Origin of the sequence: Amycolatopsis sp. SID8362 (genome assembly GCF_010550475.1) — a bacterium.
GTDB classification, from domain to species: Bacteria; Actinomycetota; Actinomycetes; order Mycobacteriales; family Pseudonocardiaceae; genus Amycolatopsis; species Amycolatopsis eburnea.
On the sequence record NZ_JAAGNB010000624.1, the window covers coordinates 66,033 to 80,654 of the forward strand.

Here is a 14,622-nt window from a genome sequence, read left to right on the forward strand (position 1 = left end):
TGCGCTAGGCTGAGGGCCGTGTCAAGCGAGCGTGCGCAGCTGGTCGAGAAAGTCCTGTTCAGGTCGCGGGAGTTGTCGACCGAGACGGTCATGTTCCACACCGCGATCGCCGAGACGCGCGGGCTCTCGGCGGTCGACACCAAGGTCCTGGACTACCTCGCGCGGTTCGGGCCGCAGACGCCGAAGGACCTCGCGCGCCTGTCCGGGCTCGCGCCCGCGTCCGTGACGGCGATGGTCGACCGGCTGGAGCGCAAGGGCATCGTCGACCGCCGCCCGCACCCCGACGACCGCCGCCGGGTGCTGATCGCGCTGGACGAGCAGGCCATCGCGAGCGGTGTGCACCTGTGGGACCACCTGGTCAAGGGGATGTACGAGCTCTGCGACCGCTACACCGACGACGAACTCCGGACGATCATCGGTTTCGTCGAGGCGGCGACGACCCTCACCCACGAGTCGACGGCGAACCTCACCGGATCCACGAACGAGTGAGTTCGAAGGCGTAAACCCCGCGCTCGTGCCAGGCTCCCAAGGTCGTCTCGGCCCCGGAGGTGGCGAGGAGTGCCGTTGCCCGAAAGACCGCTTCGCCTGGTTGTGGTGCTGGCACTGGTCTTCCTGGCCTCGGCCGTGGTGCCGTCGGCGAGCGCGACCGCCGCCCCGCCGTTCGCGGTGGGCTACGACGCCGTCGTCTACGGCGACTTCCTGTACGCGGGCAACGGCGTCCTCCGCTGCCCGGTCGCCGCCGACCACGCGCCGACGTCCGGCCCGGTCGCCACGCCCGCGGCCTGCGCGAACGCCGCTGACCGCAAGGACACCCTCGCCAACGACGACTTCTTCCTGCAGTGGGCCGACATCGACGCCGACCCGGGCACCTTCGACTCGGCCAGTGCGTCGGTCAGCATCCCGCCGGGCGCGAAGATCGCCTTTGCCCGGCTGAACTGGGCGGGCAGCACGGCGTGCAAGAGCGCCGTGTCCCCGCCCGGTACGCCCGCGAAGCAGAACGTCCGGCTTTCCGTCGGCAGCGCGAAGCCCGTCGACCTCGCGCCCTCGGGGTACGCCGAAGACGCGGACTACTACTCGGCGCACGCCGACGTGACCGACCGGTTCGCGGGCGCCCCCACCGGAGCGCCGCTCGACCTGACGGTCGGGAACGTCTGGGCCGCCAAGGGTTTCGACTGCGTCGGCGGGTGGTCGATCGCCCTCGTCTACGCCTACCCCGAGCGCAACGCGGACTTCGCGCCGAGCAAGCGCAAGGTCGTCGTCTACGACGGGCACGTCCACCAGACCGCCGGCGCCCCGCCCGCGGAGACGACGATCACCGGCTTCCGCGCCGCGGCCGCCGACGCGCATCTCGGCGTCACCGCGTACGACGGCGACTGGGGTGCCTCCGGCGACCAGTTCCTCGTCGACGGCGTTCCGGCCGCCGAGCCAGCGACCGGTGGCACTTCCAACTTCTTCGTGTCGAACGCCGACAACACGGCCGCCCCGGCCGCGAAGAACAACTTCAGCGTCGACGCGAAGGCGTTCAACGTCGACCGCGTCCCCGCCGGCGCGACCAGCGCGAAGCTCGGCTTCGTCACCAGCGGCGACGCCTACCTCGCGCAGAACCTCGCGTTTTCCGTGCCGGTGCCCGAACTCCAGGTCGCCCTGCGCGCGACCCAGCCCAAGGCGCACGCCGGCGACCCGGTCACGTTCGCCGTCGCCGTCACCAACCCGGGCGCGGTCCCGGCGACCGGCGTGCAGGTGACGACCGACGCCGTCCCGTCCTGCGCGAAGCCGCTCGGCACGCTCGCCCCGGGGCAGACAGTCAGCTACACCTGCACCGCACCCGCCCCGGCCGACGACTTCACGGCCGAAGCGAAGGCAACCGGTACGAGCGCGCTCGGCGACTCCCTCGACGGCGTCGCCGCCGCCCACGTCGACGTCCTGCACCCGGCGCTCGGCCTCACGACGACCGCCGACCGGCCCGCCTACCGCGCCGGCGATACCGCGACGTTCACGGTCAAAGCCGTGAACAGCGGCGACACCACGCTCAGCGGTCTTCGGGTCACCGACCCGAAGATGCCCTCGTGCGCCCAGTCGCCGCCCGGCGCCCTCGCCCCCGGCGCGAGCCGGACGTGGGAGTGCACGGCGAAGGCCCCGATCGCCGACGGCGTCACCACCGCGACCGCCACGGCCACCGACGAGCTCGGCAAGCAGGTCACGGCCACCGCCGACACGCCCGCGCCCACGATCGCGCCCGCCGTCGAGATCACCAAGACCGCGAACCCGCCGGTGATCCACGCCGGCGACCCCGTCACCTGGACCGTCACCGTGCACAACACCGGCGACAGCGCCCTGGCGCCGGTCACCGTCACCGACGACACGACCACGTCGTGCTCGCGCACCTTCCCCGGCGGCCTGGCCGCGGGCGCGACGCAGACGTACACGTGCACGGCGAACCCGTCCCGCACGACGACGTCCCACGCGACCGCCACCGGCACCGACCTCGGCGGCCAGCCGGTGACCGCCACCGCGTCGGCCACCGTCACGGTGATCACCCCGGCGCTGACGCTGACGAAGGACGCCGCCCCGGCCGTCGCGCGCCCCGGCGACCCGGTGACCTTCACGATCACCGTGGCCAACGCCGGTGACGCGCCGCTGACCGACGTCGCCGTCGCCGACGACCGGACCCCGGCCTGTGCCAAGGCGATCGGCGCCCTGCCACCGCAGGGCAAGCAGACGTACACGTGCACCGCGCCCGCCCCGGCCGACGACTTCACCAACACGGCCACCGCGACCGCCAAGGACCAGCTCGGCGGCGCGGTGAAGGTCACCGACGACGCCGTCGTCGACGTCATCCACCCCGCCGTGGCGCTCGCCGCGAAGGCCGCGCCCGCGCAGGTCCGCGAAGGCGACACGGTGACCTGGACGATCACCGCCACCAACGCCGGCGACGTGCCGCTAACCGGCGTCGCGGTAGCGGACGACCAGGTCGCCGCGTGCGCGAAGTCCCTCGGGACGCTCCAGCCGCAGGCCACCCAGACGTACTCGTGCGCGACCGTCGCGGCCGCTGCCGGCTTCACGAACAAGCCGGTGGTGACCGGCGCCGACCCGACCGCCCGGCCGGTCACGGCCACCGCCGAGGCCGCGTTCGCCGTGCAGCACCCCGCCGTCGCGATCACCGCGGCCGTCACGGGTGGCCCGTTCCGCGAGGGCGACACCGTGCCGTTCCGGATCACCGTGCGCAACACCGGCGACGTGCCGCTGACCGGCCTCCGTGTCACGGACGCGCAGGCCGCGCGAGCCGCCGGCTGCACCCAGGTGATCGACGGCGCGCTCGAACCCGGCGGCACCCGCGAGTTCGGCTGCACCGCCCCGGCCCCGGCCGACGACGTCACCCGCGCCGTGCGGGTGAGCGCCACTCCACCGACCGGCCCGGACGTCACCGCCGAGGCCGTCGCCGCCGTGGACGTCGTCCACCCGGCCATCGCGATCACGAGGACCGCCGACCCGAAGGTGGTCCGCCGAGGCGACACCGTGACCTCGACGATCACCGTCACGAACACCGGAGACAGCTCGCTGCGGGAAGTTTCGGTGGCCGACCAGCTCGCCCCGGACTGCACCAAGTCACTGGGAACACTGGAACCACAGGCGAAGCAGACTTACAGCTGCACCGAGATCGCCGGCGACGCCGACTTCGCGGCCACCGCGAAGGCGACCGGTACCGACGCCACGAACCGTCCGGTGAGCGCCACCGCCGAGGTCCCGGTCAAGGTCATCCACCCCGCGGTCACGATCACGAACGACGCGGCGCCCGCGCAGGTCAGGCAAGGCGACACCGTGACGTTCACCCTCGTCGTCGCGAACACCGGTGACGTGCCACTGGCCGACGTGTCCGTTGTGGACAGCCGCACTCCGGCGTGCGCTCAGTCCATCGGCACCCTCCTCCCCGGCGCCTCCCAGCGCCACTCCTGCAAGGTAGACGCCGGCACCGACAATTTCGTGAGCTCGGCAACCGCGACCGGCACCGATCCGACGAACCGCCAGGTCAGCGCCACCGACGACGCGGCGTACACCGTGCTGCACCCCGGCCTCGCGATCGCGCAGGACCTCCACGGCGGCCCCTTCCGCCCCGGCGACACGGTGACCATGACGATCACCGTCACCAACACCGGCGACGGGCCGCTGACCGCCCTGCGGGTCGAGGGGCCGTGTCCGAAGACGTTCGACAAGCTCGAAGCAGGCGCCGCGCAGAAGTTCGACTGCACCACGACCGCCCCGGCCGACGACGTCGTCACCACCGCGAAAGCCACGGCGAACGCCCCCGTCGGCCCGCCGGTCACCGCGGCGGACAGCGACGAGGTCGACGTCATCCACCCGGCGCTGAAGCTGACGAAGGACGCGAAGCCCGCGACAGTGCGCGCGGGCGACGAGGTCACGTTCACCATCGTCGTGCGCAACACCGGCGACGTCGCGCTGACCGGGGTGTCCGTTGTGGACGATCAGCCGTGCCTGAAGGCCTTCGACCGCCTGCCCGCCGGCGCGGCACAGACGTACACCTGCACCAGGAAAGCGGCCGACGACGATTTCACCGACTCCGCGGAAGTGACCGGAACGGATCCGACCGGTCGCTCCGTGCAATCGTCGGCGGAAGCGAAAGTCGACGTCGTCCACCCCGAAATCGCGGTGATGAAGGACGCGACGCCGTACGAAGTCCGGGAAGGCGACACCGTCACCTTTTCCGTACTGGTCAAGAACACCGGTGACGTGCCGCTGACCGCAGTGTCCGTGGCCGACGACCACACGCCGTCGTGCGCGCACACGTCGCCGGACCTGGCCGTGGATGCGGAAATCACCTACACCTGCACGGTTGTCGCCGGAAAACAGGGCTTCACGAGCCGGGCGACCGCGACCGGGCAGGACCCGACCGGCCGCCCGGTGTCGGCGGCCGGCGACGCGACGTTCGTCGTGCGCGGCGGCTGAACGGAGTAACGCGCGAGCGTCCGATTGCCGCGAAATTCCTGCCCGTCGGCGACGAGTGCGCCCGAAGAAATGTGATCAGTGCGTTAGCAGGTTCTCGCCGTAATCGTCCCGTGATACGTTCCTGCGCCGTGTCCCCCCTTGGTGAACGTGCTCGCGTGGTGATGGTGTCACTCAGTGTGCTGCTCGGCGTTTTTTCCGCCGCGACCGGCACCTGGATGGCCACCGCGGAAGGAAACACCGCCGAACTCGGCGCCGCGGCGCTCGTGCTCCCCAACGCGCCCGCCGGTTCCGGTGGTGGCAGCAGCACCGACCTCGCCGGTGGCCAGGCTCAGCCCACGAAGCCGGCCGAGCCCGCCCCCGTAGACCCGGCTCCGACGACGTCCAGCGCGGCGCCCACCCCGACCGAGACCTCCGCGCCCCCGCAGCCGACGACGTCGGAAGCCCCGCCGCCGACCACCAAGTCCGCGGCCAAGGTCGCGTCGACCGTCGCCGGCCAGGTCCTCTCGCTGGTCAACGACGAGCGCGCGAAGGCGGGCTGCGACCCGCTGACCGAGGAATCGCACCTGACCAAGGCCGCGCAGGACTACAGCGACCAGATGTCGGCCGGCGACTTCTTCTCGCACACCAGCCCGGACGGCACCACGTTCGACCAGCGCATCAAGATCGCGGGCTACTCGAAGCCCGGCGCGGAGAACATCGCGAAGGGGCAGACGTCCGCGGCGCAGGTCATGGACGCCTGGATGAACTCCGAGGGCCACCGCGCGAACATCCTCAACTGCTCCCTCAAGAAGCTCGGTGTCGGCTTCACCAAGGCGGGCAACTACTGGGTCCAGGACTTCGGGTACTGAGCTACGGGGTGTTCCACCGCTCCGCGATGTCGCCGTAGCGCGCCAGCACCGTCGCGCGCAGGTCGGGATCCGTCCGCGGCACCGGCTCGATGAACACCTCGGTGACATCGTTGAACGACCCGGTCAGCTCGCCCGCCAGCCGGACGCACGCGCGTTCGACGTCGCCGGCGCTCAGCGTGTCGTCGAAGTCGACGCGGGTGCACACGAGGACCTGGTCGGTGCCCATCAGCATGGTCTGCAGGTCCACGACGGCTTCGATCTCCGGCGCGGCCGAGAGGTGGTCGCGGACGCCGCGGACGATCTCCGGGCTGGCCTGGCGGCCGATGAGCAGGCCGCGGTTCGTCCGCCCGAGCAGGTAGGCGACGAAGGCGAGCAGCACGCCGATGACGATCGACGCGACGCCGTCCCAGACCTCCGAGCCGGTGAGCTGGTGCAGGCCGATGCCGGCGAACGCGACCAGCAGGCCGATCAGCGCGGCGGAGTCCTCGAACAGCACGGTCTTCGGCGTCGGGTCGTCGATCAGGCGGAGGTAGGTCCAGAACGACCGGTTTTCGGCCTTGGACTCCCGCACGGTCTGGCGCACCGCCTGCACCCACGACGTGCCTTCGAGCAGGAAGGCCACCGCGAGCACGATGTAGCTGAGGATCGACGTGCTCTGCGCTTCGCCGTGGCCGAGCAGCGTCGACACGCCTTCGTAGAGCGCGAACATCGAGCCGGACGCGAAGATCGACACCGCCGCGAGCAGCGACCAGAAGTAGCGCTCCTTGCCGTAGCCGAAGGGGTGCACGCGGTCGGCCGGGCGGTCGGAACGTTTCAACGCGGTCAGCAGCAGGACTTCGGTGAACGTGTCGGCCACCGAGTGGGCCGCTTCGGAGAGCATCGCGCCCGAGCCGGTGATGATGCCCGCGATCAGCTTCATGACGGCGATCGCCAGGTTCACCCCGCCGGCGAGCAGGACGGTCAGAGTGCTTTCGCCACCGGAGTTCTCGGTTTCCTCGGTCACCGGCTGAGCGTAATGCTCAGAGACTGCGCAAGCCGTGCAGAACGCGCTCCATCAGCGCCACCGCCGGGCGGCCTTCGGCGTTGACCCGGTTGTCGTGGATGGTGACGAGGCCCTGCTCGGCCATGTCGTCCAGCAGCACGCGGACGACGCCGAGCGGCACGCTCAGCGTGGCCGCGACCTCGGCGACCGAGCGCGGGCGGGAGCAGAGCGTGCGCACCGAGCGGAACTCACCGGTCAGCCGGGCGCCGTTCCAGTGGGCGCCGGCGCGCGTCGAGACGAGCGCTTCGATCGCCAGGTGCCGGCGCGACTGCGTGCGGCCGCGGGTCAGGACGTACGGGCGCACGAGCGTCCGCTGGGCGGGCACGGGGTCCTGGGCGCCGGCGCCGGGGAAGCGGACGTCCATGTCGTCGATGTAGGTGCGGAGAGCGTGTCGCCCGGTCGTGGTGCTCCGGTCCTCGCTCATACGTGGCCGCCCCCTGTTTCCGTGATCGTCGAAAGGAAGCCTTCGCTGGCAACGGCGGCGGCGAAGGAAACGTCAGGATACGCCCGCTGTCCAGGGTTCAGGTCTTCGTTTGTCCTCCACCTGATGGGCCATTTCGGTGAATTTCATGAACAACTTTCAAGAAAACGATTACCGCGCCGGAAATCCCAGCTAGTGGACTTGTGACAACGCGTAGCGCAGTGGCTACATCAATGCGAATTGCGCAATGTAAACGGCCCCGACCAGGAAGTTCCTGGCCGGGGCCGTTTTCGAAATGTTTCGTCACTCTTTTGCGAGCGAAGGCGCTCCGGTCGGTAGCGGCTTCGGCGCCGGCTTGCGCTTGACCGACTCGAGCAGCATCTGCGCGACGTCGACGATCTCGACCTTCTCGCTCGCGCTGCCGTCGCTCTGGCGGGCGGTCAGGCCGTCGTTCAGCATCACCTTGCAGAACGGGCAGCCGGTCGCGATCTTCGACGGCGCGGTCCCGAGCGCCTCGTCGACGCGCTCGACGTTGATCCGCTTGCCGATCTTCTCTTCCATCCACATCCGCGCGCCGCCGGCGCCGCAGCACATCGACTTGTCGCCGTGCCGCGGCATCTCGCGCAGCCGCGCGCCGGTCGCGCCGACCAGCTCGCGCGGCGCCTCGTACACCTTGTTGTGGCGGCCGAGGTAGCACGGGTCGTGGTAGGTGACGTCCTCGGCGACCGGCGCCACCGGCACCAGCTGCTTCTCCCGCACCAGGCGGTTGAGCAGCTGCGTGTGGTGCACGACGTCGAACTGGCCGCCCAGCTCCGGGTACTCGTTGGCGAGGGTGTTGAAGCAGTGCGCGCAGGTCACGACGACCTTGCGCGCCTTCCGCTCACGTCCCTCGAACACCGAGTTCAGGATCTCGACGTTCTGCTGCGCCAGCATCTGGAACAGGAACTCGTTGCCCGCGCGGCGGGCCGGGTCGCCGGTGCAGGACTCCTCCGAGCCCAGCACCTTGTACTTCACGTCGGCCATGTGGAGCAGCTCGGCGACCGCGCGCGTCGTCTTCTTCGCGCGGTCCTCGAACGCGCCGGCGCAGCCGACCCAGAACAGGTACTCCGCGTCTTCCATGTCGCCGTCGAACACCGGCACCTCGAAGTCGAGGTCCTCGGTCCAGGCCAGCCGGTCCTTGGCGTTCTGGCCCCACGGGTTGCCCTTGTTCTCCAGGTTCTTGAACATGCCGTTCAGCTCGCTGGGGAACGACGACTCGATCATCACCTGGTAGCGGCGCATGTCGACGATGTGGTCGACGTGCTCGATGTCGACCGGGCACTGCTCGACGCAGGCGCCGCAGCTGGTGCAGGACCACAGGACGTCGGGGTCGATGACGCCCCCGTCGTCGCCGATCAGGGCCTTCTGGGACTCGGCGATCGCGAGGACGTCGATCCCGGCGTACATGTTGTCGCCGGACAGGCCGACCTCGTCGCCCGCCATGTCGCGCTTGCCGCCGGCCAGCAGGTACGGCGCCTTCGCGTAGGCGTGGTCGCGCAGCTGCGTGATGACCAGCTTCGGCGACAGCGGCTTGCCCGTGTTCCACGCGGGGCACTGCTCCTGGCAGCGGCCGCACTCGGTGCAGGTCGAGAAGTCCAGCCAGCCCTTCCAGCTGAAGTCCTCGATCTTGCCGACGCCGAAGGTGTCTTCGTCCGGGTCGGCTTCCTCGAGGTCGAGGACCTTGCCGCCGCTCATCATCGGCTTGAGCGCACCCAGGGCGACGCCGCCGTCGGCCTCGCGCTTGAAGTAGATGTTGAAGAACGCGCTGAAGCGGTGCCAGGCGATGCCCATGGTCATCGTGCGCGCGACCACGATCAGCCAGACCGTGGCGCTCATCAGCTTGACGAACGCGAACACCGTGACCAGGTTCGGGCTGGCCGGCAGCAGCTCGCCGAGCGGGTTCGAGACGAAGGCGGCCCAGGTCGGCGTCTCGTGCGCGCCGAGTGCGGCCTTCGCGGCGCGGACGCCGATGATGCCGATGCCCTCGATGAGCACGACGGCCTCGATGAAGTACGCCCACTTGAAGTTGGAGCCCTGGAACCGGCTCTGGCGGTCGGCGCGGCGCGGGTGGTTGCGCTGGCGGATCGCCATCAGCACGAGGATGCCGACGATGGTGCCGAGCCCGAGCAGCTCCATGAGCAGCTGGAACGGCGGGAAGTCGTCGAGGATCGGCCAGCCCCAGCTCGGGACGAAGACCTCGCCGTACGCCTCGAACAGCGCGAGGGAGCCGAGCAGGAAGCCCCACATCACGAGCCAGTGCGCCGGCCCGACGCTGCGCTTGCGGTTCATCCGCGTGTGCGCGGCGAACTCCTTGATCAGCGTCTTGAGCCGCGCCATGAACGGCCCGTTGCGCGTCGAGTCGGGCTGCCCGAGACGGATGATGCGCACGAAGCGCGCGATCGTCGCGGCGAACATTCCCCAGGCGACGACGCCGAGCAGGACCGAGATCCCGCCGAGCGTCAGTTGCAGAGCGCCCATCGTTCGGGTGCCTTTCGTCCGGATCAAACTGTGGTGGTGCCGGGAGACTAACCTTCCTTACTGATGAGTAACCCGTTGAGTGGGGCTAAGTCCCACCGATGTGGTGTACGTCGCTCTTTGTTCTGGGACGATCGTTCAGGTAGTTTTCACCCTATGGGTGCGTACCTTCTCCTCGCGCTGGCGATCGCCGCCGAGGTCTCCGCGACGGTCTCGCTGAAGCTCTCCGAGGGCTTCTCGAAGCTCGGGCCGTCGATCGTCGTGGTGCTCGGGTACGCCGTCGCGTTCGTCGCCCTGTCGTACGTGCTCAAGCTGGGGTTGCCGATCGGCGTCGCCTACGCGATCTGGGCCGCGGCCGGCGTCGCGCTGGTCGCGATCGTCGGCGTCGTGTTCCTCAAGGAGCCCGTCAACGCGGCCATGATCGCCGGGATGGCGCTGGTCATCGGCGGTGTCGTGCTGATCGAAATCGGGAGTGCTTCGACGTGAAACTGCAGGTCGACGGCCGCAAGGCGCGGGGAGAGAAGCGACGCGCGGAGATCATCGAGGCCACGCTGCGCATCATCGAGCGCGACGGCGTCGCGGGCGTGACCCACCGGACCGTCGCGGCCGAGGCCGGCGTGCCGACGACGTCCACGACGTACCACTTCTCCTCGCTCGACGACCTGCTGATCGCGACCCTCATCTCGTGCGCCCGCGACATGGCGACCGAGGTCTACTGGATGATCGACCGGGCCCGGTCACGCGGTTCGCGCGGCGCCGAGGAGGTCGCCGGCCTGCTCGCCGAGGCGCTGGGCCCGCGGCGCGGGCGCACGATGGCCGAGTACGAGCTGTACCTGCTGGCCGCGCGGAAGCCGGAGCTGCGCCCGGCCGCGCGGCGCTGGCTCGACGTGCTGACGTCGATGGTCCGCCACGACGACGAAGTGGCCTTCCGCGTGTTCCTCGCGGGCATCGACGGGCTGCTGATCCAGGGCCTGATCGACGACGAGCCGCCGTCCGCGGACGAGCTGCGCCCCGTCGTGGACTACCTGCTGAAACCGCGTTGACGCCGGGCTTAGTTTCGGATCATGCGCACCTTCGGTGAGTACGAGCTGGACGACGACCGGGCACGGCTGGACCTCGACGTGGTGTGGAAGTTCCTCTCCACCGAGGCCTACTGGGGCCGCTGGCGCACGCGCTCGCAGGTCGAGGCCGCCATCGACGGCTCGTGGCGGATCGTCGGCGCCTACCGCGGGGACGAGCAGGTCGGCTTCGCGCGGGCCTTCTCCGACGGCGTCGGCTCGGCGTACCTGGCCGACGTCTTCGTCGTCGGCTCCGCCCGCGGCACCGGCCTCGGCAAGGAGCTCGTCCGCGAGATGATCGACAACGGGCCCGGCGCCGGCTTCCGCTGGATGCTGCACACCGCCGACGCGCACGGGCTGTACCGCCAGTTCGGCTTCGGCGAGCACACCAAGGGCCGCTACCTGGAACGCGAAGGCGTCAACCAGGAAGCCCTGCGCTGAAGGCCGTAGTACAGCGCGCCCGGGACGGCGAGCCCGATCAGCCACGAGACGTCGGCGCCGCCCAGCAGCGGCGCCATCGGGCCGACGAAGATGCCTTCGACGTTCGAGAACGGGATCTGCGCGGCGATCCCCACGAAGTACGCGATCAGCGCCGGCGCCGCCCAGCGTCCGTAGCGGCCGTTCGGGTCGTACACCGCTTCGAGGTCGTAGGACTCCTTGCGCACCAGGTAGAAGTCGACCAGGTTGATCGAGCTCCACGGCGTCAGGAAGTACAGCAGGAAGTCCAGGAACAGGATGAAGTTCCCGAGGAACTCCCCGCGGCCCAGGATCGCGATGACGCCGCCGAGCACGCCGACGACGGCGATGTACGCGACGCGGGCGCCTTGGGAGAGCGCGGCTTTGCGGCTGAACGCCGTGAGCGCGGTCGCGACGGTCATGTAGCCGCCGTAGATGTTCAGGACGTTCACGGTGAACTTGCCGAGCGCGATCGCCAGCAGCAGCGGGATGAGGAGTGCTTCACCGCCGAGCCCGACGACGTACGCGACTTCGTGGCCCTTGAACGCCTTCCCGGCGACGGCGTAGGCGAGCGCGCCGAACGACATCGCCCAGGTGGCGCCGAGGACCGTGCCGCCGTAGGTCCACCAGAACGTGGCGCGCACCGAGGTGCTCGACGGCAGGTAGCGCGAGGTGTCGGCGACGTACGGGCCGAACGTCAGCTGCCAGGACGCCGTCAGGGACAGGGCGAGCAGGAACTTCGGGAAGTCGAGGGTCGGCGCGCCCAGCACCGCCCCCAGGTCGTGGCCGCCGACCAGGCGGATCGTCAGGTAGACGAAGACGACCACGGACAGCGCCGATGCGATCCAGCCGAACCGGTGGATCAGGCGGTAGCCGACGACGGCGATGAGCGCGGAAAGGGCGGCGTAGACGGCGATCGCGGCGTCGGTGGGCAGGCCGGTGATCTGCGCGACCGCCTGCCCGCCCAGGACGTTCCCGCTGGCGAAGTACCCGAGGTACATCACGACGACGAGGACGAGCGGGAGGACGGCGCCGTACACGCCGAACTGCGCGCGCGACTGGATCATCTGCGGGATGCCCAGCTTCGGCCCCTGCGCGGCGTGCAGCGCCATCGGGATGCCGCCGAGGACGTTCCCGCCGAGGACGGCGACCAGCGCCCAGAGCGGGTGGACGCCGACGAGCACGGTCAGCGCGCCGGTCACCGCGGACGTGATCTGCATGTTCGCCGCGAACCAGAGCGTGAAGAGGCTGCGCGGGTGGCCGTGCCGTTCGCTTTCCGGGACCGGGTCGATGGACCTGCGTTCGAGGGCTGCCGCCACGGGTGAACCTCCAGAGATCGTGCTTGGAGGTATTAACCGCGCCTTCGGCGGCTCGGCCCAGGCCCGGGTCCGCGATTCAGTCTGGTATCCCAGACGCCGACCGTCCCAGCCGCTCCGCCGCCCGGTCGATGGCCGACTCGACCGCTCCCACCCGGTCGGCCAGCAGCCCCACCGCGCCGACCGCGCGGCTCATCGGGCTCTCGTCGGCCCCGCCCAGCGCCCGGGCGCGCAGGTACGCGGCTTTCACGTCGGCCCACCTCCGCGCCTGCTCCGGCGACAGCCGTCCCCGCAGCTCGGCCAGCTTCAGCAGGTTGGCTTCGGCACCCGAGGTCAGGGTCTGCGCCTCACCGGCGTAGTGGTCGTCGACCAGGGCTTCGAGCTCCGCGTCGTTCATCGCGGGCACGATCCGCTCGGCGAGCTTGGTCATGTTCCGGTAAGAACCCTGCAGCTGGAACGGCGGTTCGGTGCGGGAGGCGTCCGCCTGCGCCGCCGAGGCGATGTAGGCCTGGTTGGCGGCCAGCACGATCCGCCGCACCCGCAGGAGTTTCCGGAGCACCGACAGGACCTGCTCCAGCTCGGTCGCCGAATAGGCGTGCCCCAGCTGGTCGGCGCGCACCGAACCGTCCCCGCCCGCCATCCGGACCAGCGCGTCCACATCGGACCGGTCGCGCGCGGCGAGCGGCGCCAGGACGGGGTTCGCCGTCAACGCGTTCTCGATGAAGCTGAGCGCGAACAGCTCTTCCTTGCCCGACAGCACGTCGCCGAGGTTCCACACGTCCGCGCGGTTGGCGAGCATGTCCGGGATGCGGAACCGCTTGCCCTGCTCGGTGTACGGGTTCCCGGCCATGCACACCGCGAGCCGCTTGCCGCGCAGGTCGTAGGTTCGCGTGCGACCCTCCCAGACCCCTTCCATCCGCCGCTGCGAGTCGCACAGCGAGATGAACTTCTGCAGCAGCTCCGGGGACGTGTGCTGGATGTCGTCGAGGTACAGCAGCACGTTGTTGCCCTGTTCGAGCGCGAACGAGATCTTCTCGACCTCCTGGCGCGCGGTCGCGTCGGGCGCGTCGGCCGGGTCCACCGACGTGACGCCGTTGCCGAGCGCCGGCCCGTTGACCTTCACGAAGACCAGCCCGAGGCGGCTGGCGACGTATTCCATGAGCGTCGTCTTGCCGTACCCCGGCGGCGAGATGAGCAGCAGCAGGCCGGACTGGTCGGTGCGCTTGGCGTCCCCGGTCGCGCCGAGCTGCTTGGCCAGGTTGTCGCCGATCAGCGGCAGGTACACCTCGTCCAGCAGGCGGTTGCGCACGAACGCGCTCATCACCTTCGGCCGGTACTCCGCCAGCCGCAGCCGTTCGCTTTCGGCGGCCACGAGCGCGTTGCGCCGCCGCTGGTAGTCGCGGTACCCCGGCACGCGGTCCCGGCGGAAGCGGTGCGTCCTGGCCAGCGTCTCGTCGAGCCGCAGCGTCATCGACCGGCCGGTGATCCGCGGGTGGGCGCCGAGCAGGCCGTCCACGGTGGTCACCAGCGTCGCCGACGAGTCGTAGCGCGGGAGGTCGCACAGCTCGATCGCGACGGCTTCCGGGAGCTCGTCGGCGGGCAGGCCGGTCACCTCGGCGAACGACCGCAGCCAGGCTTCCGCGAGCTGGTGGCGGTCGGCGAGGTCGTCGAGAGCACCGAGGTCCTCGGCGAAACTCCGCCGGTCGAGCCGGAACTTGTCGAGTACCGCCCGCGCGCCGGCACTCGCGACGAAGCCGGCCGGGGCGACCGCCAGCTCTTCGAGCAGGTACTCCCCGGCGAACTCGGTCTCGAGCGCCAGGCCCACGCCGTCGAAGAACGCGCGCACGGCTTCCCCCAGCTCCCGCGCCAGCTCGGCCATCGCCCGCGGGGGACCGAAGGCGTCCCGGACCCGCGCGAGCGACGCGGCCCGCGTCGTCCAAGCGGCCTTCGCCCGCTCGGCGGCGCCGAAGGCCCAGAACAGCTGGGCCGCCGCGCGCGCCGCGGG

Annotated in this window: 11 protein-coding genes; 6 read left to right on the plus strand and 5 right to left on the minus strand. The window is 70.4% G+C overall.

Annotated features, from left to right (window positions below; translation table 11 throughout):
* Nucleotides 1-18 precede the first annotated feature (18 nt).
* The 3 genes from G3I65_RS19320 to G3I65_RS19330 all read left to right on the plus strand — a co-directional run bounded on the left by G3I65_RS19320 (nt 19) and on the right by G3I65_RS19330 (nt 5,810).
* A complete protein-coding gene (locus tag G3I65_RS19320; RefSeq protein WP_160697343.1) occupies nt 19-489 on the plus strand; it encodes a MarR family winged helix-turn-helix transcriptional regulator in 471 nt (156 codons plus the stop codon).
* Nucleotides 490-558: 69 nt separating this feature from the next.
* The gene (locus tag G3I65_RS19325) at nt 559-4,962 is read left to right on the plus strand and encodes a hypothetical protein (protein ID WP_309235560.1); all 4,404 of its coding nucleotides are present in this window, start codon (nt 559-561) and stop codon (nt 4,960-4,962) included.
* Between the two features lie 155 nt (nt 4,963-5,117).
* Complete coding sequence (locus tag G3I65_RS19330; RefSeq protein ID WP_160697344.1) at nt 5,118-5,810, plus strand: CAP domain-containing protein; 693 nt, start codon at nt 5,118-5,120, stop codon at nt 5,808-5,810.
* A gap of 1 nt (nt 5,811) precedes the next feature.
* Here G3I65_RS19330 and G3I65_RS19335 read toward each other — a convergent pair whose 3' ends face one another.
* From G3I65_RS19335 to G3I65_RS19345, 3 genes are all read right to left on the minus strand, one after another.
* Nucleotides 5,812-6,813, minus strand: coding sequence for a cation diffusion facilitator family transporter (locus tag G3I65_RS19335; RefSeq protein WP_160697345.1), 1,002 nt, complete (start codon nt 6,811-6,813; stop codon nt 5,812-5,814).
* Between the two features lie 16 nt (nt 6,814-6,829).
* Nucleotides 6,830-7,276, minus strand: coding sequence for a DUF742 domain-containing protein (locus tag G3I65_RS19340; RefSeq protein ID WP_160697346.1), 447 nt, complete (start codon nt 7,274-7,276; stop codon nt 6,830-6,832).
* A 300-nt stretch (nt 7,277-7,576) separates the two neighbouring features.
* A complete protein-coding gene (locus tag G3I65_RS19345) occupies nt 7,577-9,790 on the minus strand; it encodes a (Fe-S)-binding protein (RefSeq protein ID WP_160697347.1) in 2,214 nt (737 codons plus the stop codon).
* 153 nt (nt 9,791-9,943) lie between these two features.
* On the opposite strand from G3I65_RS19345, the gene G3I65_RS19350 reads away from it, so the two are divergent.
* Genes G3I65_RS19350 through G3I65_RS19360 form a run of 3 tightly spaced genes read left to right on the plus strand, consistent with a single transcriptional unit; the run spans nt 9,944 to nt 11,286 of the window.
* Nucleotides 9,944-10,273, plus strand: a complete 330-nt coding sequence (locus tag G3I65_RS19350) for a multidrug efflux SMR transporter (protein WP_160697348.1) — start codon at nt 9,944-9,946, stop codon at nt 10,271-10,273.
* On the plus strand, nt 10,270-10,830 hold the full coding sequence (locus G3I65_RS19355; RefSeq protein WP_086864339.1) for a TetR/AcrR family transcriptional regulator: 561 nt from the start codon (nt 10,270-10,272) through the stop codon (nt 10,828-10,830). The genes G3I65_RS19350 and G3I65_RS19355 overlap by 4 nt, the downstream gene beginning before the upstream one ends.
* A 21-nt stretch (nt 10,831-10,851) precedes the next feature.
* On the plus strand, nt 10,852-11,286 hold the full coding sequence (locus tag G3I65_RS19360; protein ID WP_160697349.1) for a GNAT family N-acetyltransferase: 435 nt from the start codon (nt 10,852-10,854) through the stop codon (nt 11,284-11,286).
* Here G3I65_RS19360 and G3I65_RS19365 read toward each other — a convergent pair.
* Entirely contained in the window at nt 11,244-12,620 is a 1,377-nt protein-coding gene (locus tag G3I65_RS19365) for a cytosine permease (protein WP_160697350.1), read from the minus strand. The two genes, G3I65_RS19360 and G3I65_RS19365, sit on opposite strands and share 43 nt — an antisense overlap.
* Nucleotides 12,621-12,696: 76 nt before the next feature.
* Nucleotides 12,697-14,622 (minus strand): AAA family ATPase (locus G3I65_RS19370; protein ID WP_160697351.1); only part of this gene is annotated, 1,926 nt, incomplete at its 5' end.